Here is a 14,820-nt window from a genome sequence, read left to right on the forward strand (position 1 = left end):
GGAGACACATGAAAAAAACGAACCTGGGCGCCGTTGCGCTCGCGGCCCTCGCATTGTCCGGCTGCGCCAGCAGCCCCTCCGGCAACGGCATGCCGACGCGGCCCTCCTCGTCGTTCGCAGTGCCGGGGCTCGAGAAGCCCGCCGAGGTGCTGATCGACCGCTGGGGCGTGCCGCATCTCTATGCGGGCACGCTCTACGACGCCTTCGTGGCGCAGGGCTACATCGCCGCGCGCGACAGGCTCTGGCAGATGGACCTGTGGCGCAAACGCGGCCTCGGCGAAATGGCCAGGGACTTCGGCCCGGCCTGGGTCGAGAGCGATCGCGCCGCGCGCGCCGTGCTCTACCGCGGCGACATGTACCGCGAATGGCTCGCCTACGGCTCCGACGCCAAGCGCGTGGCTGAAGCCTTCACCGCGGGTGTCAACGCCTACGTGGCACAGGTGCGCGCACAGCCCGCACTGCTGCCCGCAGAATTCGCGCTGCTCGGCTACCAGCCCGCGACATGGTCGCCCGAGGACGTGGTGCGCATCCGCCACCACGGCCTCACGCTCAACTTCACTTCCGAGATCGAACGCGCCCGCGCGTTCTGCGGGGGCGCTGCCGGCGTCAAGGCCGACTGGCTGCGCCGCGAGCTCGATCCGCCCGTCACGCCGCGCGTGCCGCCGGGGCTCGACCCGTGCGGCATTCCGGCCACCGAATTGCGCGCGGCCTACCTGCGCGCCACCGAGCCGCCGCAGTTCACCAAGGCCAATACGCGGTTGGGCGTGAACGCGGGCGCGACTGTCGTGCCCGTGTCCCTGCTGCCCGGCAGCGCGGAAGCCACGGCGCAGCTGGGAGAAGAGCAGCAGCAAGCGTCGCAGGGCGACCCGACTGGCGCCTACGGCAGCAACAACTGGGTGATCTCGCCGAAGCTCACCGCCACCGGCCGGCCCATCCTGGCCAACGACCCGCACCGCTCGCACGGCGCGCCGAGCCTGCGCTACATGACGCACCTGAGCGCGCCTGGCATGGACGCCATCGGCGCAGGCGAGCCTTTCCTGCCGGGCCTGTCGATCGGCCACAACGGCACCATCGCCTTCGGCCTCACGCGCTTCTACATGGACCAGGAAGACCTGTACGTGTACCAGCTCAACCCGAGCGACCCCGGCGAGTACCGCTACCAGGGCCGCTGGGAGCCGATGACGCGCGTCACGGAGCGCATCGAGGTGAAGGGCGAGAGCGCGCCGCGCGAGGTGGTCAACACCTTCACCCGCCACGGCCCCGTGCTGCTGGCCGAGCCCGGCAAGCAGCGCGCGTATGCGTTGCGCGCCGCGTGGCTGGAGCCTGGCATGGCGCCGTATTTCGGTTCGATGGACTACATGCGCGCGCGCAACTGGGACCAGTTTCGCGCGGCCATGAACCGCTGGGGCGCGCCAGGCGAAAACCAGGTCTACGCCGACACCAGCGGCAACGTCGGCTGGATTCCCGGCGGCCTCACGCCCATCCGGCCCAACTGGGACGGCCTGATGCCGGTGCCCGGCGACGGGCGCTACGAGTGGGCGGGCTTTCGCAACGGCGACGAGTTGCCTTCGGAGTTCAACCCCGCGCGCGGCTATGTCGTGACGGCCAACGAGAACAACATTCCGCCCGACCACCCCGCCGCGAAGAAGGGCGTCGGCTACGAGTGGAGCGACGCGGCCCGCGCACGCCGCCTCGAGGCGCTGTTCGCGGCCAGGGTGGCGGCGGGCTCGCGCTTTACCGTCGAGGACTCGCAGCGCATGCAGAACGACATCGTCGCCACGCCCGCGCAGCGGCTGCTCAAGCTGCTGGCCGGCTTGCGCAGCGACGATCCGCAGACCGCTTCGGCGCTGCGCATGCTCCAGGGCTGGGACGGCGCCATGGACCGCGACAGCGCCGCCGCCGCGCTGTACGAAGTCTGGAGCAGCAAGCCCTTGCGCGCGGCCGTGCTCAAGGCCGGCGCGGGCGATGCGGGCGCCGCGCTGGCCGGGCCCGGCGACAACACGCGCATGGTGCTGCTGCTCGAGAACCCGTCCGGCTGGGTCACGAACGAGCAACGCGACGCGCTGTTGCTCGAGACCCTGCCGCTCGCCATGCAGGAACTCAGCGCCAGGCTCGGCCCCGATGCCGCTGCATGGAAGTGGGGCACGCTGCATCGCGCCGAGTTCCGCCATCCGCTGGGTGGCGTGGTCGATGCGGCCACGCGCAAGAAGCTCGACGTGGGCGACTGGCCCATGTCCGGCTCGGCCTTCACGCCGATGGCCGCCACCTATCGGCCAAGCGACTACAAGTTGACTGCGGGCGCCTCGTTCCGCATGGTGCTCGACGTGGGCAACTGGGACGCGTCGCGTGTCATCAACACGCCGGGCCAGTCGGGCAACCCCGACAGCCCCAACTACCGCGACCTGGCGCCACTGTGGTTGGAGGGCAAGTACGTGCCGCTGGTCTATACCCGCGCTGCGGTCGAGAAGGAAACCGTGGAGCGCATCCAGCTGACGCCAGGCCGCTGAGGCCGGGACGGCAGGCGAAGCACCTGCCTACCAGTCTTCCTTCACCGCCAACACCACATCCCTGCCGGCCGCCGCCCGCCCTGCCAGCCAGGCGGTGACGGTGCCCGCCACCACCACCGCGCCGCACAGCGCCAGCAGCCGCAGCCACGGCACCAGCAGGTCCATGCTCCAGTGGAAGCTCTGCGGGTTCACCACCTTCACCAACACCACCGACACGGCCAGCCCGAGCAGCAGCCCCGCGACCGCGCCGATGGCCGTCCACGCGGCGCCTTCGCCCGCCACTACCGCCAGCACCTGCCGCCGTGTGAAGCCCAGGTGTGCGAGCAGGCCGAACTCCTTGCGCCGTGCCAGCACCTGCGCGCTGAAGCTCGCGGCGATGCCGAACAGGCCGATGGCGATGGCCACCGCCTGCAGCCAGTAGGTCACGGCAAAGCTGCGGTCGAAGATGCGCAGCGAGGTCGTGCGGATCTGGCCGACCGAGGCGATCTCGACGGACTCCGCGGAGCCGCCTTCCTGGCGCGCCGCCAGTGCGCGCACCTGTGCCTGCACCGCGCCCTCCGGCGCACCGGGCGCGAGCCACAGCGCCACGTCGCTCACGTTGCGTTCGCCGGTGATGCGTTCGAAATCGCGCGCGTCCATCGTGACCGCGCCGAACTGCCGCGCATAGTCGCGCCACACGCCCGCCACGAAGAACACCTGCGGCTTCTTCGTGCCGGCTGCCACGCCCATTGCGGCCGACAGCGGCGCGAACGCGGTGCCCGGCTTCGCGCCGTACAGCTCGACCATCGGCTCGCTCACGTAGATGCCGACCTGCCCCTCGGGCACCGGCAGCGCGGCGCCCACCAGCGGCAGCGACTGCGTGGCGCCGCCTTCGAGGCTGCGCGCGATCAGCGTGACCGCGGGCCGGGTCGCGTCGAGCTGCAGTGTCTTCGTGCGCAGCGTGCCCGTGCGCGCCACGCCGGGCAACTGCGCCAGCGCCTGCACGAAGGCGGGCGGGAAGGTCGCGGTGTCGGTGCTGCTGCTGTTGCCGGCGTTGCTGCCGCGCCCACCCGCAGTGGCGCGCAGGTACAGGTCGGCCGGCAGGACCACGTCGAGCCAGTGCGTGACCGAATCGCGAAAGCTGGCGACCATCACCGTGAGCGCGACCGCGAGGCTCAGGCTCGCGACCACGCCGCTCACTGCCACGGCCGCCGTGCCCCGCATGCGGCGCGCGCGCTCGATGGCCAGCATCGGCAGCACGCGTTGCGCGAACGCGGGCGCGATGCGGTCGTACAGCAGCGCGATGAGCCAGGGCAGGGCGGTGATGCCGCCCACCAGCAGGCAGGCCACCGACAAATACGCGGCCACCGGAATGCCGCCGATGGCCGGCACGTTGGCCAGCACCGCGCCGAGCGCGATCAGCCCCAGCGCCAGCCAGTGGCTGTTGCCCTGGGTAGGCGCCGCGCCCAGCCCCTTGAGTGTTTTCGCTTCGGGCAGCGCCTGCGCCGCGCGCGCGGGCCACCAGCCGCCCACCAATGCGGCCACTACGCCGAGCCCGCCGTAGAGCGCTGCCGCGCCGCTGCTCCAATGCAGCTTGGGCGCGACGCCTTCGAAATACCCGCCGCCCAGGTCGCCGCCGAGCACCCGCAGCGCAAAGGCCGCGAGCGCGGTGCCGAGCACGAGCCCGGCCGTGCTGCCGATCAGACCCAGCACCAGCGATTCGGTCAGCACCAGCCGCAGCCGTTCGCGCGGCGTCAGGCCCAGCACGCCGAGCAGCGCGAACTGCTGCGCGCGCTTGGCCACGCTGAGCGCCAGCACCGAGAACACCAGGAACGCGCCCGTGAAGAGCGCCACCAGCGCCAGTACCGTCAGGTTGACGCGGTAGGCGCGCGACAGGTTGCTCACGCGCTCGGCCGCATCGCCGGGCTCGGCGAACTGCACGCCTGCGGGCCAGCCCGGCGACTGCTGCAGCGAGGCCATGAAGGCGGCCCTGTCGGTACCGGGTGCCAGCCGAAGGTCGATGCGGCTGAGCCGGCCGACCTGGCCGAACAGCTCCTGCGCGGCCGCGATGTCCATCACCGCGAGCGCCGAGCCGCTCGCGGCGACGTGGCCGGACACGTCGAGCCGCTGCCAGGCATCGCCGCTGCGCAGCTGCATCGTCTCCACGACGCCACCGCCGGGCGCTTGCGCGGGCAGGCCCAGCGCAGTGCGCGCCGCGGTGTTGAGAAACACATGGCCCGGTGCGAACAGCGCCAAGCGATCGGCACCGGCTGCGGCCTGTGGCATCAGCGCCGGAGCGATGGCAGGCAGCACCAGCGCATCGACGCCGATCACGCGCATCGGCACCTGGCGTTCGCCCGCCAGCGCCAGGCCCTGGAACTCGACCACGGGGCTCGCCAGCGTCACCTGCGGATGACGGGCCAGCCGCGCGAACACGGCCTCGTCGAAGCCGCCCTGCACGGCGCGCACTTCCAGGTCGGGCTGGCCGTTGACCGAGCGCACCGCGCTCGCGAACTCGTCGAGCGCCGACGCATTGATCAGCTGCACCGAGAAGGCCAGCGCCACACCCAGCATCACCGCCAGCACGGCCGCCGCATTGCGCCAGGGGTGATGGCGGAGTTCCTGCCAGGAGAAGGTGGTGAGCAATGCGCGCATGGGCCGATTGTCGATGTGCACGGATCGAAGCTGCTGGTGCGCGAGACTGAGCCGGTGGCCGCGCCGCGGGAGTGACGGCGGCGTTGATGAAGAGCCGGCCGCTCAGAGCCGGTCCGACATCGCATGCAGATGCGCACGCACCACCGCGCTGGCGCTGAGCCCGATGGCCCGGTCGTAGGCCTGCCGCGCCGCCGCCCGTGCACCGCCGGCCGCGAGCAGATGGGCGCGCGCCGCCCAGAAGGGCTGGTAGTTCGTCACCTCATTGGCCGCAATGGCATCGAGCGCCCGCAGGCCGGTTTCAGGTCCGCGCGCATTGGCGAGCGCGCAGGCGCGGCTGACCTGTGCACCGACGCTCGGCCGCAGCGCCAGCAAGCCCTCGTACAGGGCCACCAGTGTTTCGGGCGGCACCGGTGCGCCGGCGCGGCGCTCGCAGTGTGCCGACTGGATCGCCGCCTCCAGCTGGTAGGCGCCGAGCGACTGCATGGCGCAGGCCCGCCGCAGATGGTGTTCAGCTTGCGCGAGCAGTTCATGGTCCCAGCGCGTGATGTCCTGCTGATCGAGCGGCACATAAGCGCCGGCATCGCTGCGGCGCGCGGCCGTGCGGGCCTCGCAGAACAGCATCAGCGCGAGCAGGCCGAGCGGCTCGGGTTCGTTCGGCATCAGGCCACAGAGGATGCGGCAGAGGTCGATGGCCTCGGCCGTGAGGCCGCGGGGCAGGGCGTCGGCGCCGTCCACGTCGTCCCAGCCGGTGCCGTAGGCGGCGTAGATGCCGTCGAGCACGTCCTGCAGCCGCTGCGGCAGGTCGCGCGCTCGCGGATATTCGAAGGGAATGCCGGCCGCGCGGATGCGGGCCTTGGCGCGCACCAGCCGCTGGCCCAGCGTGGCCGGCGCGGTGAGGAAGGCGCCGGCCATGCGCGCGGCGTCGAGCCCGAGCACGGTCTGCAGCATGAGCGGTGCGCGCGCGGCCGCGTCGATGGCTGGATGCGCACACACGAAAAGCAGGCGCAGCCGCTCGTCGGGCACGGCCGCGCCGTCGGTGGTGCCTTCGTCGACCTCGCCGGCCAGCAACATCAGGCTTTGCGTGGCCGCGTCCTGTACGCGAGTGTGGCGCCAGGCGTCGAGCTTGCGGTGCCGCGCCACGCTCAGCAGCCATGCGTCGGGCTGTGCGGGAATGCCATCGGCCGGCCAGCGCTCGAGTGCTCGCGCGAAGGCGTCGGCCAATGCGTCTTCCGATGCGGCGATGTCGTGCGTGCGCGCCGACAGGATGGCCAGCAGCCGGCCATACGAATCGCGCGCCGCACGCTCGGCGGCCTGGCGAGCTGCCGGATTGCTCACCCGAGAACCTCCGCGCTCCGCGCTGCGATATTCGCCTTGGGAGCGGCCCGGCGGCTCATGCCGTTGCTACGGCCGTGGCCGTGAAGACGGGTCGGACCTCCACTCCACCGCTGGTGGCGCAGGGGGCACGCGCCGCCCACTCGAGTGCCACGTCGAGGTTGGGCACGTCGACCACGAAGTAGCCGCCGAGCTGCTCCTTGGTGTCGGCGAAGGGGCCGTCCTGCACCTGGCGCTTGTCGCCGCGCACGCGCAGCGTGGTGCCGGTCATGGGCGGGAAAAGGCCGTGGCCGCCGAGTGAAATGCCGGCCTGGCGCACGGCGTCGGCGTACGCGACCCAGCTGGCCCGGTAGGCCTGCGAGGACGCATCTTCGCGTTGTTCGAATTCGGCCGCGGGCTGATAGAACATCAACATGTACTGCATGGTGTCTCTCCGTCATGGAAAAGGCTGTCGAGCAGGATCGCTCACCACAATGACGGCCCGCCGGCGGTCATTTCGACACGTGGGGCGTGCCGAGCAGAAGATTTTTTACGCGATTGCCGTCGGGTGCAATGCCCGCCCCGAAGGTGCGAACATCGCCTCCATCTCGCTGCGCAGCTTGTAGGCCGCGGTCGTCTTGTCGATCGCCACGTCGGCCCAGCTCAGGCTCTGGCCCTTCTTCACCGGCCGCACCAGCTTGACGTTGTGCGCCAGCCCGAGCGGCAGGCCGCCCAGGCGCAGAGAGCGCTCGGCCGGCAGCAGCTTGCCCCACACCGTGTAGCCGCCTTCGCCGTCGAGCATTCCGCCTGCCGGCAGGTCGCGCTTGGCAGTGGCGACCACGTCGGCGTTCCAGCAGGTGGCGACACCGGTGGGCTCGCCGCGCAGCGCTACGCTGGCCACCGACATGCCGACTTCGAGGCCGATCAGATGCCAGCGCTTGTAGAGCGTGAAGTAGCGCCCGCTGGGGTCGGTGTGGGCGTTGTATTCCTCGAAGCAGTTCCGGATGTAGTCGGTCTCGGCCTCGACCGTGACCCACACGCCCATGCGGATGTCGTACGGGATCTTCCGCCCGTCGGCTTCGAGCGAGGACACCACCTCGACCATGCCCTTGCACTCCAGCACGCCGCCCTCGCTCTTCGGCCGCGTGACGAAGGGAATGTCCTCCACGCTCGCGGGCGGGTAGAGCAGGCCGTCCGACGGCACGGTGAGGCCGGTGGCGTTGGCGACCGCCGAGCTTTCGATGGAAGGCTTGGAGCCGTCGAGAAAGCTGTTGAACATCTTCGGGTTGAGACCGCCGCGCCTGGCCTGCTCGGGCGTGAGGCCGTAGTTGTCCCACACCGTCTCGGGAGTCGATTCGGTGAAGTGCGGCAGCCACTTGTGGCCGCGCCCGGCCGCCACCACCGGAAAGCCGCAGGTGCGCGCCCAGTCGACCAGGTCGCAGATCAGCGCGGGCTGGTCGCCGAAGGCGAGCGAATACACCACGCCGGCCTGCTGTGCCCGGCGGGCGAGCAGCGGGCCGCAGAAGGCATCGGCCTCGACCGTCACGTTCACCACGTGCTTGCCGTGCGCGAATGCATCCAGGCAGTGGTCGACCGCGGCGATCGGGTTGCCCGTGCACTCGACCACGATGTCGATCGATGGCTCGCGCGTCACGGCCTGCCAGTCGTCGGTGATCCAGGTGGTGCCTTGCTTCAGCGCTTCCTGCACCGAAGCCGCGGCGGCGCGCCCCGCCTTCCAGCCCACGCGTTCGAGGTTGACACGGGCCGCGTCGGGCGAGAGGTCGGCAATGGCGACCAGTTGCACGCCGGGCGTGCGCGGATTCTGCGCGAGGTACATCGCGCCGAACTTGCCGGCGCCGATCAGGCCGATGCGGACGGGGCGGCCTTCGGCGGCGCGCTGCTGCAGGCGGGCGTGCAGACTCATGTCGTTCAGGCCTCCACGGTGTCGAGCGCGTCGAGCGAGGTGCGCGATGCGCTCTCTGGCAGGCCGTTCTTCCACGGCACCTCGACGGGGTAGGGCTTCAGCAGGCAGTCGTCGGGCAGCATCTCGATGGGCGTGAAGTTTCGGTGCGCGATGTACTCGGGCCGCTTGTGGCGCCGGATGTGGTTGCTGACGGCGCACAGGCTCAGGTACACCGCCACGCGGTTGAAGGGCGAGAGGTTGCTGCCCGATGCATGTACGAGGCAGCTGTGAAAGAGGATCATCGAGCCGGCCGGGCCCTTGGGCGAGACGATGCCGCCGTGCTTGCCGCCCGCGCGATCCACCAGCTGGCGGATCAGGTCGTTGTCCACGGTCCACAGTGGGTAGCTGGTGGTCGTGAGGTCATGCTTCGCATCGACCACGCCCTTGCGGTGGCTGCCCGGAATGAACATCAGCGGGCCGTTGTGCTCGGTCACCTCGTCGAGAAAGATCGCGACGTTCATCGCGCGTTCGGTGGGCATCAGGTCATCGTTGAGCCAGGTGCCGTAGTCCTGGTGCCACTGCCACACGTCGCCCTCGAAGGCCATCTTGCCGTTGATCTTGAACTGGTGCATGTAGACCTCTTCGTCGAAGAGGTCGGTCACCGGGCCGACCATGCGCGGATGGCGCGCCAGGCGGGCGAAGGGCTCGCTGACGAGGTGCGCGGCAAAGTTCGTGCGCACGGCGTCGGAGCCTTTCTCGCGCACGTTGAAGGCCTCGCGCCTGCTGTAGAGATCGGGCACCGCGTCGGTCAGCACCCTGGTTTCTTCAGCCGAGAAATGGCCGGGGAAGAACAGATAGCCGTCGCGCTCGAACTGCGCGCGTTGCTCGGGGGGCAGCTTCATGCCTTGTCTCCTTTTTTCTGCGTGGTGGTGGATGCGGTGCGCGCCAGTTGCTGCGCGAGCCGTTCGCTCAATGCCTGGCTGGCCCGAGAGACGTGTTCTTCGCTCAGGCGTGCGGCGCGGTCCGCGTTGCCGGCGGCAATGGCCGCGGCGATCGCCTCGTGCTCGTCCCACAGCGATTCGCGCTGCGGCTCCGCCTGCAGCACCGCGCCCATCGCGCGGCGCAGGTGACGCCAATGCGGGTCGGCGCTCTGGCCGATCAGCGGGTTGCCCGAGGCCTCGTAGATGGCCTGGTGAAAGGCCACGTCCGCATCGATCATGGCTTCGACGTTGCGCCCGCGCGCGGCACGCCGGCCGCGTTCGATGAGCTTCGGGTCGATGCGAAAACGCTGGCGCGCCGCGAGCCGTGCGGCCAGCACGTCGAGCGCGCCACGCACCTGGTAGACCTGGCGCATCGCCTCGGCTTCCAGCGGCGCCACCAGCACGCCGCGGCCGGGCGCGTCGAGCACGAAGCCGTCTTTCTTGAGCAGCCGCAGCGCCTGGAGCACGGGCTGGCGAGACACCGAGAGACGCTGAGCGATGTCTTCCTGCGTGATGCGTTCGCCCGGCGCGAGCGTGCCGCTGCTGATGGCGCCGAGCAGGGCGCGGTAGACCTGGTCGACGAGATCGGGGGCGACTTCGATGCTGAGGAGCTGGGCGGGCATGTCGGCTTTCTTTGAACTCTGTATACAGAGTACAGAAATTGCGCGAGCATGCATCCCGGGTTTTTACCCATCGGGGCTGCAAAAAAACGTGAGCCCCCGCTAAGCTCGGCCCATGCAACTACCTACCTATGACGACGTCATTGCCGCGGCCGCGCGGCTCGAAGGCCAAGCCCACCGCACGCCGGTGCTGCGCTCGACCACCGCCAACGAACGCTGGGGCGCCGAGTTCTTCTTCAAGTGCGAGAACTTCCAGCGCATGGGTGCATTCAAGTTCCGCGGCGCGTTCAACGCGCTGTCGAAGTTCGATGCCGCGCAGCGCAAGGGCGGCGTGATCGCGTTCTCGTCGGGCAACCATGCGCAGGCCATCGCGCTGTCGGCGCGCCTGCTGTCGATGCCGGCGGTGATCGTCATGCCCAAGGACGCGCCCGCCGCCAAGGTCGCTGCCACCAAGGGCTACGGCGCGGAAGTGGTGATGTACGACCGCTTCACCGAAGACCGCGAGGCGCTGACGAAGCGGCTCGCGCAGGAGCGCGGCATGACGATGATCCCGCCCTACGACCATCCCGACGTGCTTGCGGGGCAGGGCACGGCGGTGAAGGAACTGATCGAGGAAACCGGCCCGCTCGACCACCTGTTCGTGTGCCTGGGCGGCGGCGGGTTGCTGTCGGGTTCGGCGCTGTCGGCGCGCGCGCTGGCGCCGAACTGCAGGGTCTATGGCGTCGAGCCCGAGGCGGGCAACGACGGCCAGCAGTCGTTCCGTGCGGGGAAGATCGTGCACATCGAAACGCCGAAGACCATAGCCGACGGTGCACAGACGCAGCACCTGGGCGAGTACACCTTCGGCATCATCCGCCGTGACGTGGACGACATCTTCACCGTCACCGACGAGCAGCTCGTCGACGCGATGCGCTTCTTCGCCGAGCGCATGAAGATGGTGGTGGAGCCGACCGGCTGCCTTGCCTTTGCAGGCGCCATTGCGGCCGGCAAGGCCGTCGCCGGACAGCGCGTCGGCATCGTGATCAGCGGCGGCAACGTCGACCTGTCGCGCTACGCCGCGCTGATCGCGCCGCAGTAGTTCAGGCGCGTATTCCGCCGGCCGTCAGGTGCAGCAGGCGGTCGGCCCGGGCCGCCGCGCTCTCGGAGTGCGTCACCAGCACCAGCGACGCACCGTGCTCGCGGGTCTGGCTGATCAGCAGTTCCATCACCTTTGCAGCGGTGGACGGATCGAGGTTGCCCGTGGGCTCGTCGGCCAGCAGCAGGGCGGGGCGGTGCACCAGCGCGCGCGCAATCGCCACGCGCTGCAACTGGCCGCCCGACAGCGTCTGCGGCAGCCGAGCGCCCATGCCGGGCAGGCCCACCGATTCGAGCATGTGCGCGACGCGGGCGTCGTCCTTCTGCTGTGCGCCGAGCAGCATCAGCGGCAGCGACACGTTCTGCGCCACGTCGAGGTGCGGCAGCACGTGGAAGGCCTGGAACACGAAGCCGACGTGCCGCCGCCGCCAGAGCGCGCAGGCCTCGCCGTCGAGCGCGCCGATGTCGGTGCCTTCGTGCGTGACCGTGCCCTGGTCCCAGCTGTCGAGGCCGGCCATGCAGTTGAGCAGCGTCGACTTGCCGACGCCCGATTCGCCTACGACGGCGACGAACTCGCCGGGCCGGACCTCCAGCGTCACGTTCTCGAAGACAGGCGCATCGCCGTAGTGCTTGCCGAGGTTGGAAATGCGCAGCGTCATCCGGGGCTTGTGGTCTTGGCGATCAGTTGAACGGCGGCCTGCACCGCGTCGGGCGCGTCGCAGGCGATCACGGTGCGCTGCGGCATGCTGCGCAGCCAGGTGATCTGCCGCTTGGCAAGCTGGCGCGTGGCGGCGATGCCGCGTTCGCGCAACTCGGCCATGGCCTTGGCGGAGGGCGCCGCGTTGTCGCAGGCATCGAGCGTTTCCCACGCCTGCCGGTAGCCGACGCAGCGCATCGAGGGCAACTCGGTCGACAGGTCGCCGCGCGCGCGCAACGAGCGCACTTCGTCGAGGAAGCCGGCCGCAAGCATCGCGTCGAAGCGCTCGGCGATGCGCGTGTGCAGCCAGGCGCGGTCGGCCGGTTCGAGCGAGAACAGCACGCCGCCTTCGACAGCCTTGGCGGTCTTGTTGTCGCTCGCATGAAAGCTCGACAGCGGCTGGCCGCTGCTCTCCCACACTTCGAGCGCGCGCTGGATGCGCTGGCTGTCCTGCGGCGCGAGCCGCGCGGCCGTGACCGGGTCGACCTGCGCGAGCCGCGCGTGCATGGCCGGCCAGCCGAGCGTGGCGGCTTCCGCATCGATGCGCGCGCGCACTGCGGCATCGGCCGTGGGCATGGCGTCGATGCCGTCGAACAGCGCCTTGAAATAAAGCATCGTGCCGCCCACCAGCAGCGGCAGCGCGCCGCGCGCGCGGATCTCGCCGATGAGCCGAGTGGCGTCGGCCACGAACGCGGCGGCGCTGTAGCTCTCGCGCGGATCGAGGATGTCGATCAGGTGATGCGGCACGGCGGCCTGTTCGGCGGGCGTGGGCTTGGCGGTGCCGATGTTCATGCCGCGGTAGACGAGTGCCGAATCCACCGAGACGATTTCCACCGGCTGGATGCGCGCGAGCGCCAGCGCGGCGGCCGTCTTGCCCGAAGCGGTGGGGCCGGCGAGTGCGACGTAGCGCGGCGGACCCGGGGGCGCCGCGGTGGGCGTGGCCGGGGGAGCGGCCTCGGCGGCCGGTACGGAGCGGGGAAACATGATGCGCCGAGGGTAGCAAATGGCGCGCGCCGGTCAGCGCGTGCGCGGCGGATGCCCCCGGGCGGCTCAGGTCGCTTCGCGCATCCGCCGGATGTCGCGCAGCGGCGGCGCGCCGAACAGGCGCGCGTACTCGCGGCTGAACTGCGAGGCGCTCTCGTAGCCCACGCGCACGCCTGCGGTGCCGGCGTCGATGCCCTGGTTCAGCATCAGCTGTCGCGCTTCCTGCAGGCGCAGCTGCTTCAGGTACTGCATCGGGCTCATGCCCGCCATGGCCCGGAAGTGCTGGCGGAAGGTCGAGGGGCTCATGTTCGCGGATGCGGCCAGCGCGTCGGCCAGCACGGGCCGCGTGAAATTCATCTTGAGCCAGGCCATGCTCTGGGCCACCTGCTGACTCGGCGAGCCGATCGCCACCAGGCGCTGCAGCTGCGGGCCGTGGCGCCCCGCCAGCAACCGCACGAGGATCTCCTGCTGCAACAGCGGCGCGAGCTGCGGCATCAGCCGGGGCTCGGCGAGCAGCTGGACGAGCCGCGTGACCGCGCCGAGCAGCGTCGGGTCGAGTTCGCCGAGAGACATGGCGCGCTGGGTGCCGTCCCTGGCCGGCGGGGGCAAGGCCATCTCGGCGGCAGCCTGCACGACGGCGCGCGGGTCGAGCCGCAGCATCAGGCCCATGAAGGGCTGCGTGGCGCTGGCCCGGGTGATGTGCGTCACCACAGGCAGGTCGGCGGTGGTCAGCAGCGATTGGCCCGCCGAATAGTCGAACACCTCGTCGCCGAGCGCCACCCGCTTCTGCCCGCGGATGGTGATGCCCACGCCGAAGCCGTAGATGCAATGCAGCGGCTCGGTCGTGGTGCTGCGACGGTGCAGCGAAAGCTCGGGAATGGCCGTCACGTAGTCGCCGTCGCTGTGGGCGATGTGTGCGACCGCCCGGGCCAGATCGTCCAATGCACCCGGTTCGCCCGATTCGCCGTGCTGCGCCGGCTGTGCCGCTTCCATCTGAATCCTTTCGAGTGACGCGAACGAAAAAGTCTAGCCCGCGCGCCTGGCAGGGCCTGCGTTTTCGATGCAGTTTCGGTGTTTCAGGCAAGAACGAGAGCGAATCAGGCAAGTGGCTGGCCGGTCTTCGTCCGACACTCGCGGGCAGCGCTCCTCGGTGCACCGGCGTTGCATCCGATGCGGTCCGCGGGGGAGTGTCCGTCGAATCAGACAACCCGCTTTTTTCCACGGTGCCACGATGAAAACAGAAACGACTTCTCTCTACCGGAACCTGCCGCGCGGCACGGGCCGCATCGCCTCCCTTGCCTTGGCCGCGGCCTTCGGCGCGAGCGCGCTGTGGCCGCTGCACGCCGCTGCGAGCCAGGCGCTGGCGCAAAAGTATTCATGCGTCGCATGCCACCAGCCCGCGACCAAGGTGGTGGGCCCATCCTGGCAAGACATCGGCGCCAAATACGGCGACGGCAAGGGCACGGCCGCACAGTTGGCCGCAAGCATCAAGGCAGGCAGCTCGGGCAAATGGGGCGCGATGCCGATGCCGCCGCAGGCCCAGGTGCCCGATGCCGATCTGCAGTTGCTCGCCCAGTGGCTGCTCGACGGCGCCAAGTGAATCCGACCCTCAACCACCCACGGAGAAAAAGAACATGAGTGCGCTCCACGTCAATGGCCGTGAACACACGGTCGATGCCGATCCCGGCACCCCCATCCTCTGGGCCCTGCGCGACTCGCTGGGCATGACCGGCACCAAGTTCGGCTGCGGTGCCGCGCTGTGCGGTGCCTGCACCGTGCACATGGACGGCCAGGCCATCCGCTCGTGCATCACGCCCATCGCCGCGGCCGAAGGCAAGAAGATCACCACCATCGAGGCCGCCACCGACGGCAGCGACAAGGTCGGCGCCGCGGTGCACGCCGCCTGGGTGCGGCACGACGTCGCGCAATGCGGCTACTGCCAGAGCGGCCAGATCATGAGCGCGACCGCGTTCCTGAAGTCGCTCCCCGCGGGCAAGCAGCCCAGCGCCGACGAGATCGACTCGGCCATGGCCGGCAACATCTGCCGCTGCGGCACCTATGCGCGCATCCGCGCCGCCGTGGCCGATGCGGCCCGAACCCTCGCCTGAAG

Annotated in this window: 13 protein-coding genes; 4 read left to right on the plus strand and 9 right to left on the minus strand. The window is 70.2% G+C overall.

Annotation, left to right across the window (positions count from 1 at the left end):
* Positions 1-8: 8 nt before the first annotated feature.
* The gene (locus tag ACEN9N_RS05490; RefSeq protein ID WP_495655524.1) at positions 9-2,507 is read left to right on the plus strand and encodes a penicillin acylase family protein; all 2,499 of its coding nucleotides are present in this window, start codon (positions 9-11) and stop codon (positions 2,505-2,507) included.
* Between the two features lie 27 nt (positions 2,508-2,534).
* Here ACEN9N_RS05490 and ACEN9N_RS05495 read toward each other — a convergent pair whose 3' ends face one another.
* From ACEN9N_RS05495 to ACEN9N_RS05520, 6 genes are all read right to left on the minus strand, one after another.
* On the minus strand, positions 2,535-5,141 hold the full coding sequence (locus ACEN9N_RS05495) for an FtsX-like permease family protein (RefSeq protein WP_495655525.1): 2,607 nt from the start codon (positions 5,139-5,141) through the stop codon (positions 2,535-2,537).
* A gap of 102 nt (positions 5,142-5,243) precedes the next feature.
* Positions 5,244-6,476 (minus strand): RNA polymerase sigma factor, encoded by a 1,233-nt coding sequence (locus ACEN9N_RS05500; RefSeq protein ID WP_495655526.1) that lies wholly within the window; start codon positions 6,474-6,476, stop codon positions 5,244-5,246.
* A gap of 55 nt (positions 6,477-6,531) precedes the next feature.
* Positions 6,532-6,897 (minus strand): YciI family protein, encoded by a 366-nt coding sequence (locus tag ACEN9N_RS05505; protein WP_007836593.1) that lies wholly within the window; start codon positions 6,895-6,897, stop codon positions 6,532-6,534.
* 105 nt (positions 6,898-7,002) lie between these two features.
* Positions 7,003-8,376: an NAD(P)H-dependent oxidoreductase gene (locus tag ACEN9N_RS05510; RefSeq protein WP_495655527.1), complete on the minus strand. Its 1,374-nt coding sequence runs from the start codon at positions 8,374-8,376 to the stop codon at positions 7,003-7,005.
* Between the two features lie 5 nt (positions 8,377-8,381).
* Positions 8,382-9,257, minus strand: coding sequence for a phytanoyl-CoA dioxygenase family protein (locus ACEN9N_RS05515; protein ID WP_413312528.1), 876 nt, complete (start codon positions 9,255-9,257; stop codon positions 8,382-8,384).
* Positions 9,254-9,958 (minus strand): GntR family transcriptional regulator, encoded by a 705-nt coding sequence (locus ACEN9N_RS05520; RefSeq protein ID WP_413312526.1) that lies wholly within the window; start codon positions 9,956-9,958, stop codon positions 9,254-9,256. The genes ACEN9N_RS05515 and ACEN9N_RS05520 overlap by 4 nt, the downstream gene beginning before the upstream one ends.
* Before the next feature lie 112 nt (positions 9,959-10,070).
* Here ACEN9N_RS05520 and ACEN9N_RS05525 point away from each other — a divergent pair, with 112 nt between their 5' ends.
* Entirely contained in the window at positions 10,071-11,033 is a 963-nt protein-coding gene (locus ACEN9N_RS05525) for a threo-3-hydroxy-L-aspartate ammonia-lyase (RefSeq protein ID WP_495655528.1), read from the plus strand.
* A gap of 1 nt (position 11,034) precedes the next feature.
* Here ACEN9N_RS05525 and ACEN9N_RS05530 read toward each other — a convergent pair whose 3' ends face one another.
* The 3 genes from ACEN9N_RS05530 to ACEN9N_RS05540 all read right to left on the minus strand — a co-directional run bounded on the left by ACEN9N_RS05530 (position 11,035) and on the right by ACEN9N_RS05540 (position 13,703).
* Positions 11,035-11,688 (minus strand): ABC transporter ATP-binding protein, encoded by a 654-nt coding sequence (locus tag ACEN9N_RS05530; RefSeq protein ID WP_413312522.1) that lies wholly within the window; start codon positions 11,686-11,688, stop codon positions 11,035-11,037.
* Complete coding sequence (gene miaA / locus ACEN9N_RS05535) at positions 11,685-12,710, minus strand: tRNA (adenosine(37)-N6)-dimethylallyltransferase MiaA (protein ID WP_413312520.1); 1,026 nt, start codon at positions 12,708-12,710, stop codon at positions 11,685-11,687. The genes ACEN9N_RS05530 and miaA overlap by 4 nt, the downstream gene beginning before the upstream one ends.
* A gap of 66 nt (positions 12,711-12,776) precedes the next feature.
* Entirely contained in the window at positions 12,777-13,703 is a 927-nt protein-coding gene (locus tag ACEN9N_RS05540) for an AraC family transcriptional regulator (protein ID WP_413312518.1), read from the minus strand.
* 238 nt (positions 13,704-13,941) lie between these two features.
* On the opposite strand from ACEN9N_RS05540, the gene ACEN9N_RS05545 reads away from it, so the two are divergent.
* A complete protein-coding gene (locus tag ACEN9N_RS05545; protein WP_495655529.1) occupies positions 13,942-14,310 on the plus strand; it encodes a c-type cytochrome in 369 nt (122 codons plus the stop codon).
* Between the two features lie 34 nt (positions 14,311-14,344).
* Positions 14,345-14,818 (plus strand): (2Fe-2S)-binding protein, encoded by a 474-nt coding sequence (locus tag ACEN9N_RS05550; protein WP_007836578.1) that lies wholly within the window; start codon positions 14,345-14,347, stop codon positions 14,816-14,818.
* Positions 14,819-14,820: the final 2 nt, after the last annotated feature.

The organism is Variovorax sp. Varisp46, from assembly GCF_059491885.1.

Bases quoted from the DNA above. Each gene is read 5' to 3' on its own strand.
- ACEN9N_RS05495 (WP_495655525.1), bottom strand. From the start codon at position 5,141: ATGCGCGCATTGCTCACCACCTTCTCCTGGCAGGAACTCCGCCATCAC.
- miaA (WP_413312520.1), bottom strand. From the start codon at position 12,710: ATGTTTCCCCGCTCCGTACCGGCCGCCGAGGCCGCTCCCCCGGCCACG.
- ACEN9N_RS05525 (WP_495655528.1), top strand. From the start codon at position 10,071: ATGCAACTACCTACCTATGACGACGTCATTGCCGCGGCCGCGCGGCTC.
- ACEN9N_RS05540 (WP_413312518.1), bottom strand. From the start codon at position 13,703: ATGGAAGCGGCACAGCCGGCGCAGCACGGCGAATCGGGCGAACCGGGT.
- ACEN9N_RS05490 (WP_495655524.1), top strand. From the start codon at position 9: ATGAAAAAAACGAACCTGGGCGCCGTTGCGCTCGCGGCCCTCGCATTG.
- ACEN9N_RS05520 (WP_413312526.1), bottom strand. From the start codon at position 9,958: ATGCCCGCCCAGCTCCTCAGCATCGAAGTCGCCCCCGATCTCGTCGAC.
- ACEN9N_RS05530 (WP_413312522.1), bottom strand. From the start codon at position 11,688: ATGACGCTGCGCATTTCCAACCTCGGCAAGCACTACGGCGATGCGCCT.
- ACEN9N_RS05510 (WP_495655527.1), bottom strand. From the start codon at position 8,376: ATGAGTCTGCACGCCCGCCTGCAGCAGCGCGCCGCCGAAGGCCGCCCC.
- ACEN9N_RS05550 (WP_007836578.1), top strand. From the start codon at position 14,345: ATGAGTGCGCTCCACGTCAATGGCCGTGAACACACGGTCGATGCCGAT.
- ACEN9N_RS05545 (WP_495655529.1), top strand. From the start codon at position 13,942: ATGAAAACAGAAACGACTTCTCTCTACCGGAACCTGCCGCGCGGCACG.
- ACEN9N_RS05515 (WP_413312528.1), bottom strand. From the start codon at position 9,257: ATGAAGCTGCCCCCCGAGCAACGCGCGCAGTTCGAGCGCGACGGCTAT.
- ACEN9N_RS05505 (WP_007836593.1), bottom strand. From the start codon at position 6,897: ATGCAGTACATGTTGATGTTCTATCAGCCCGCGGCCGAATTCGAACAA.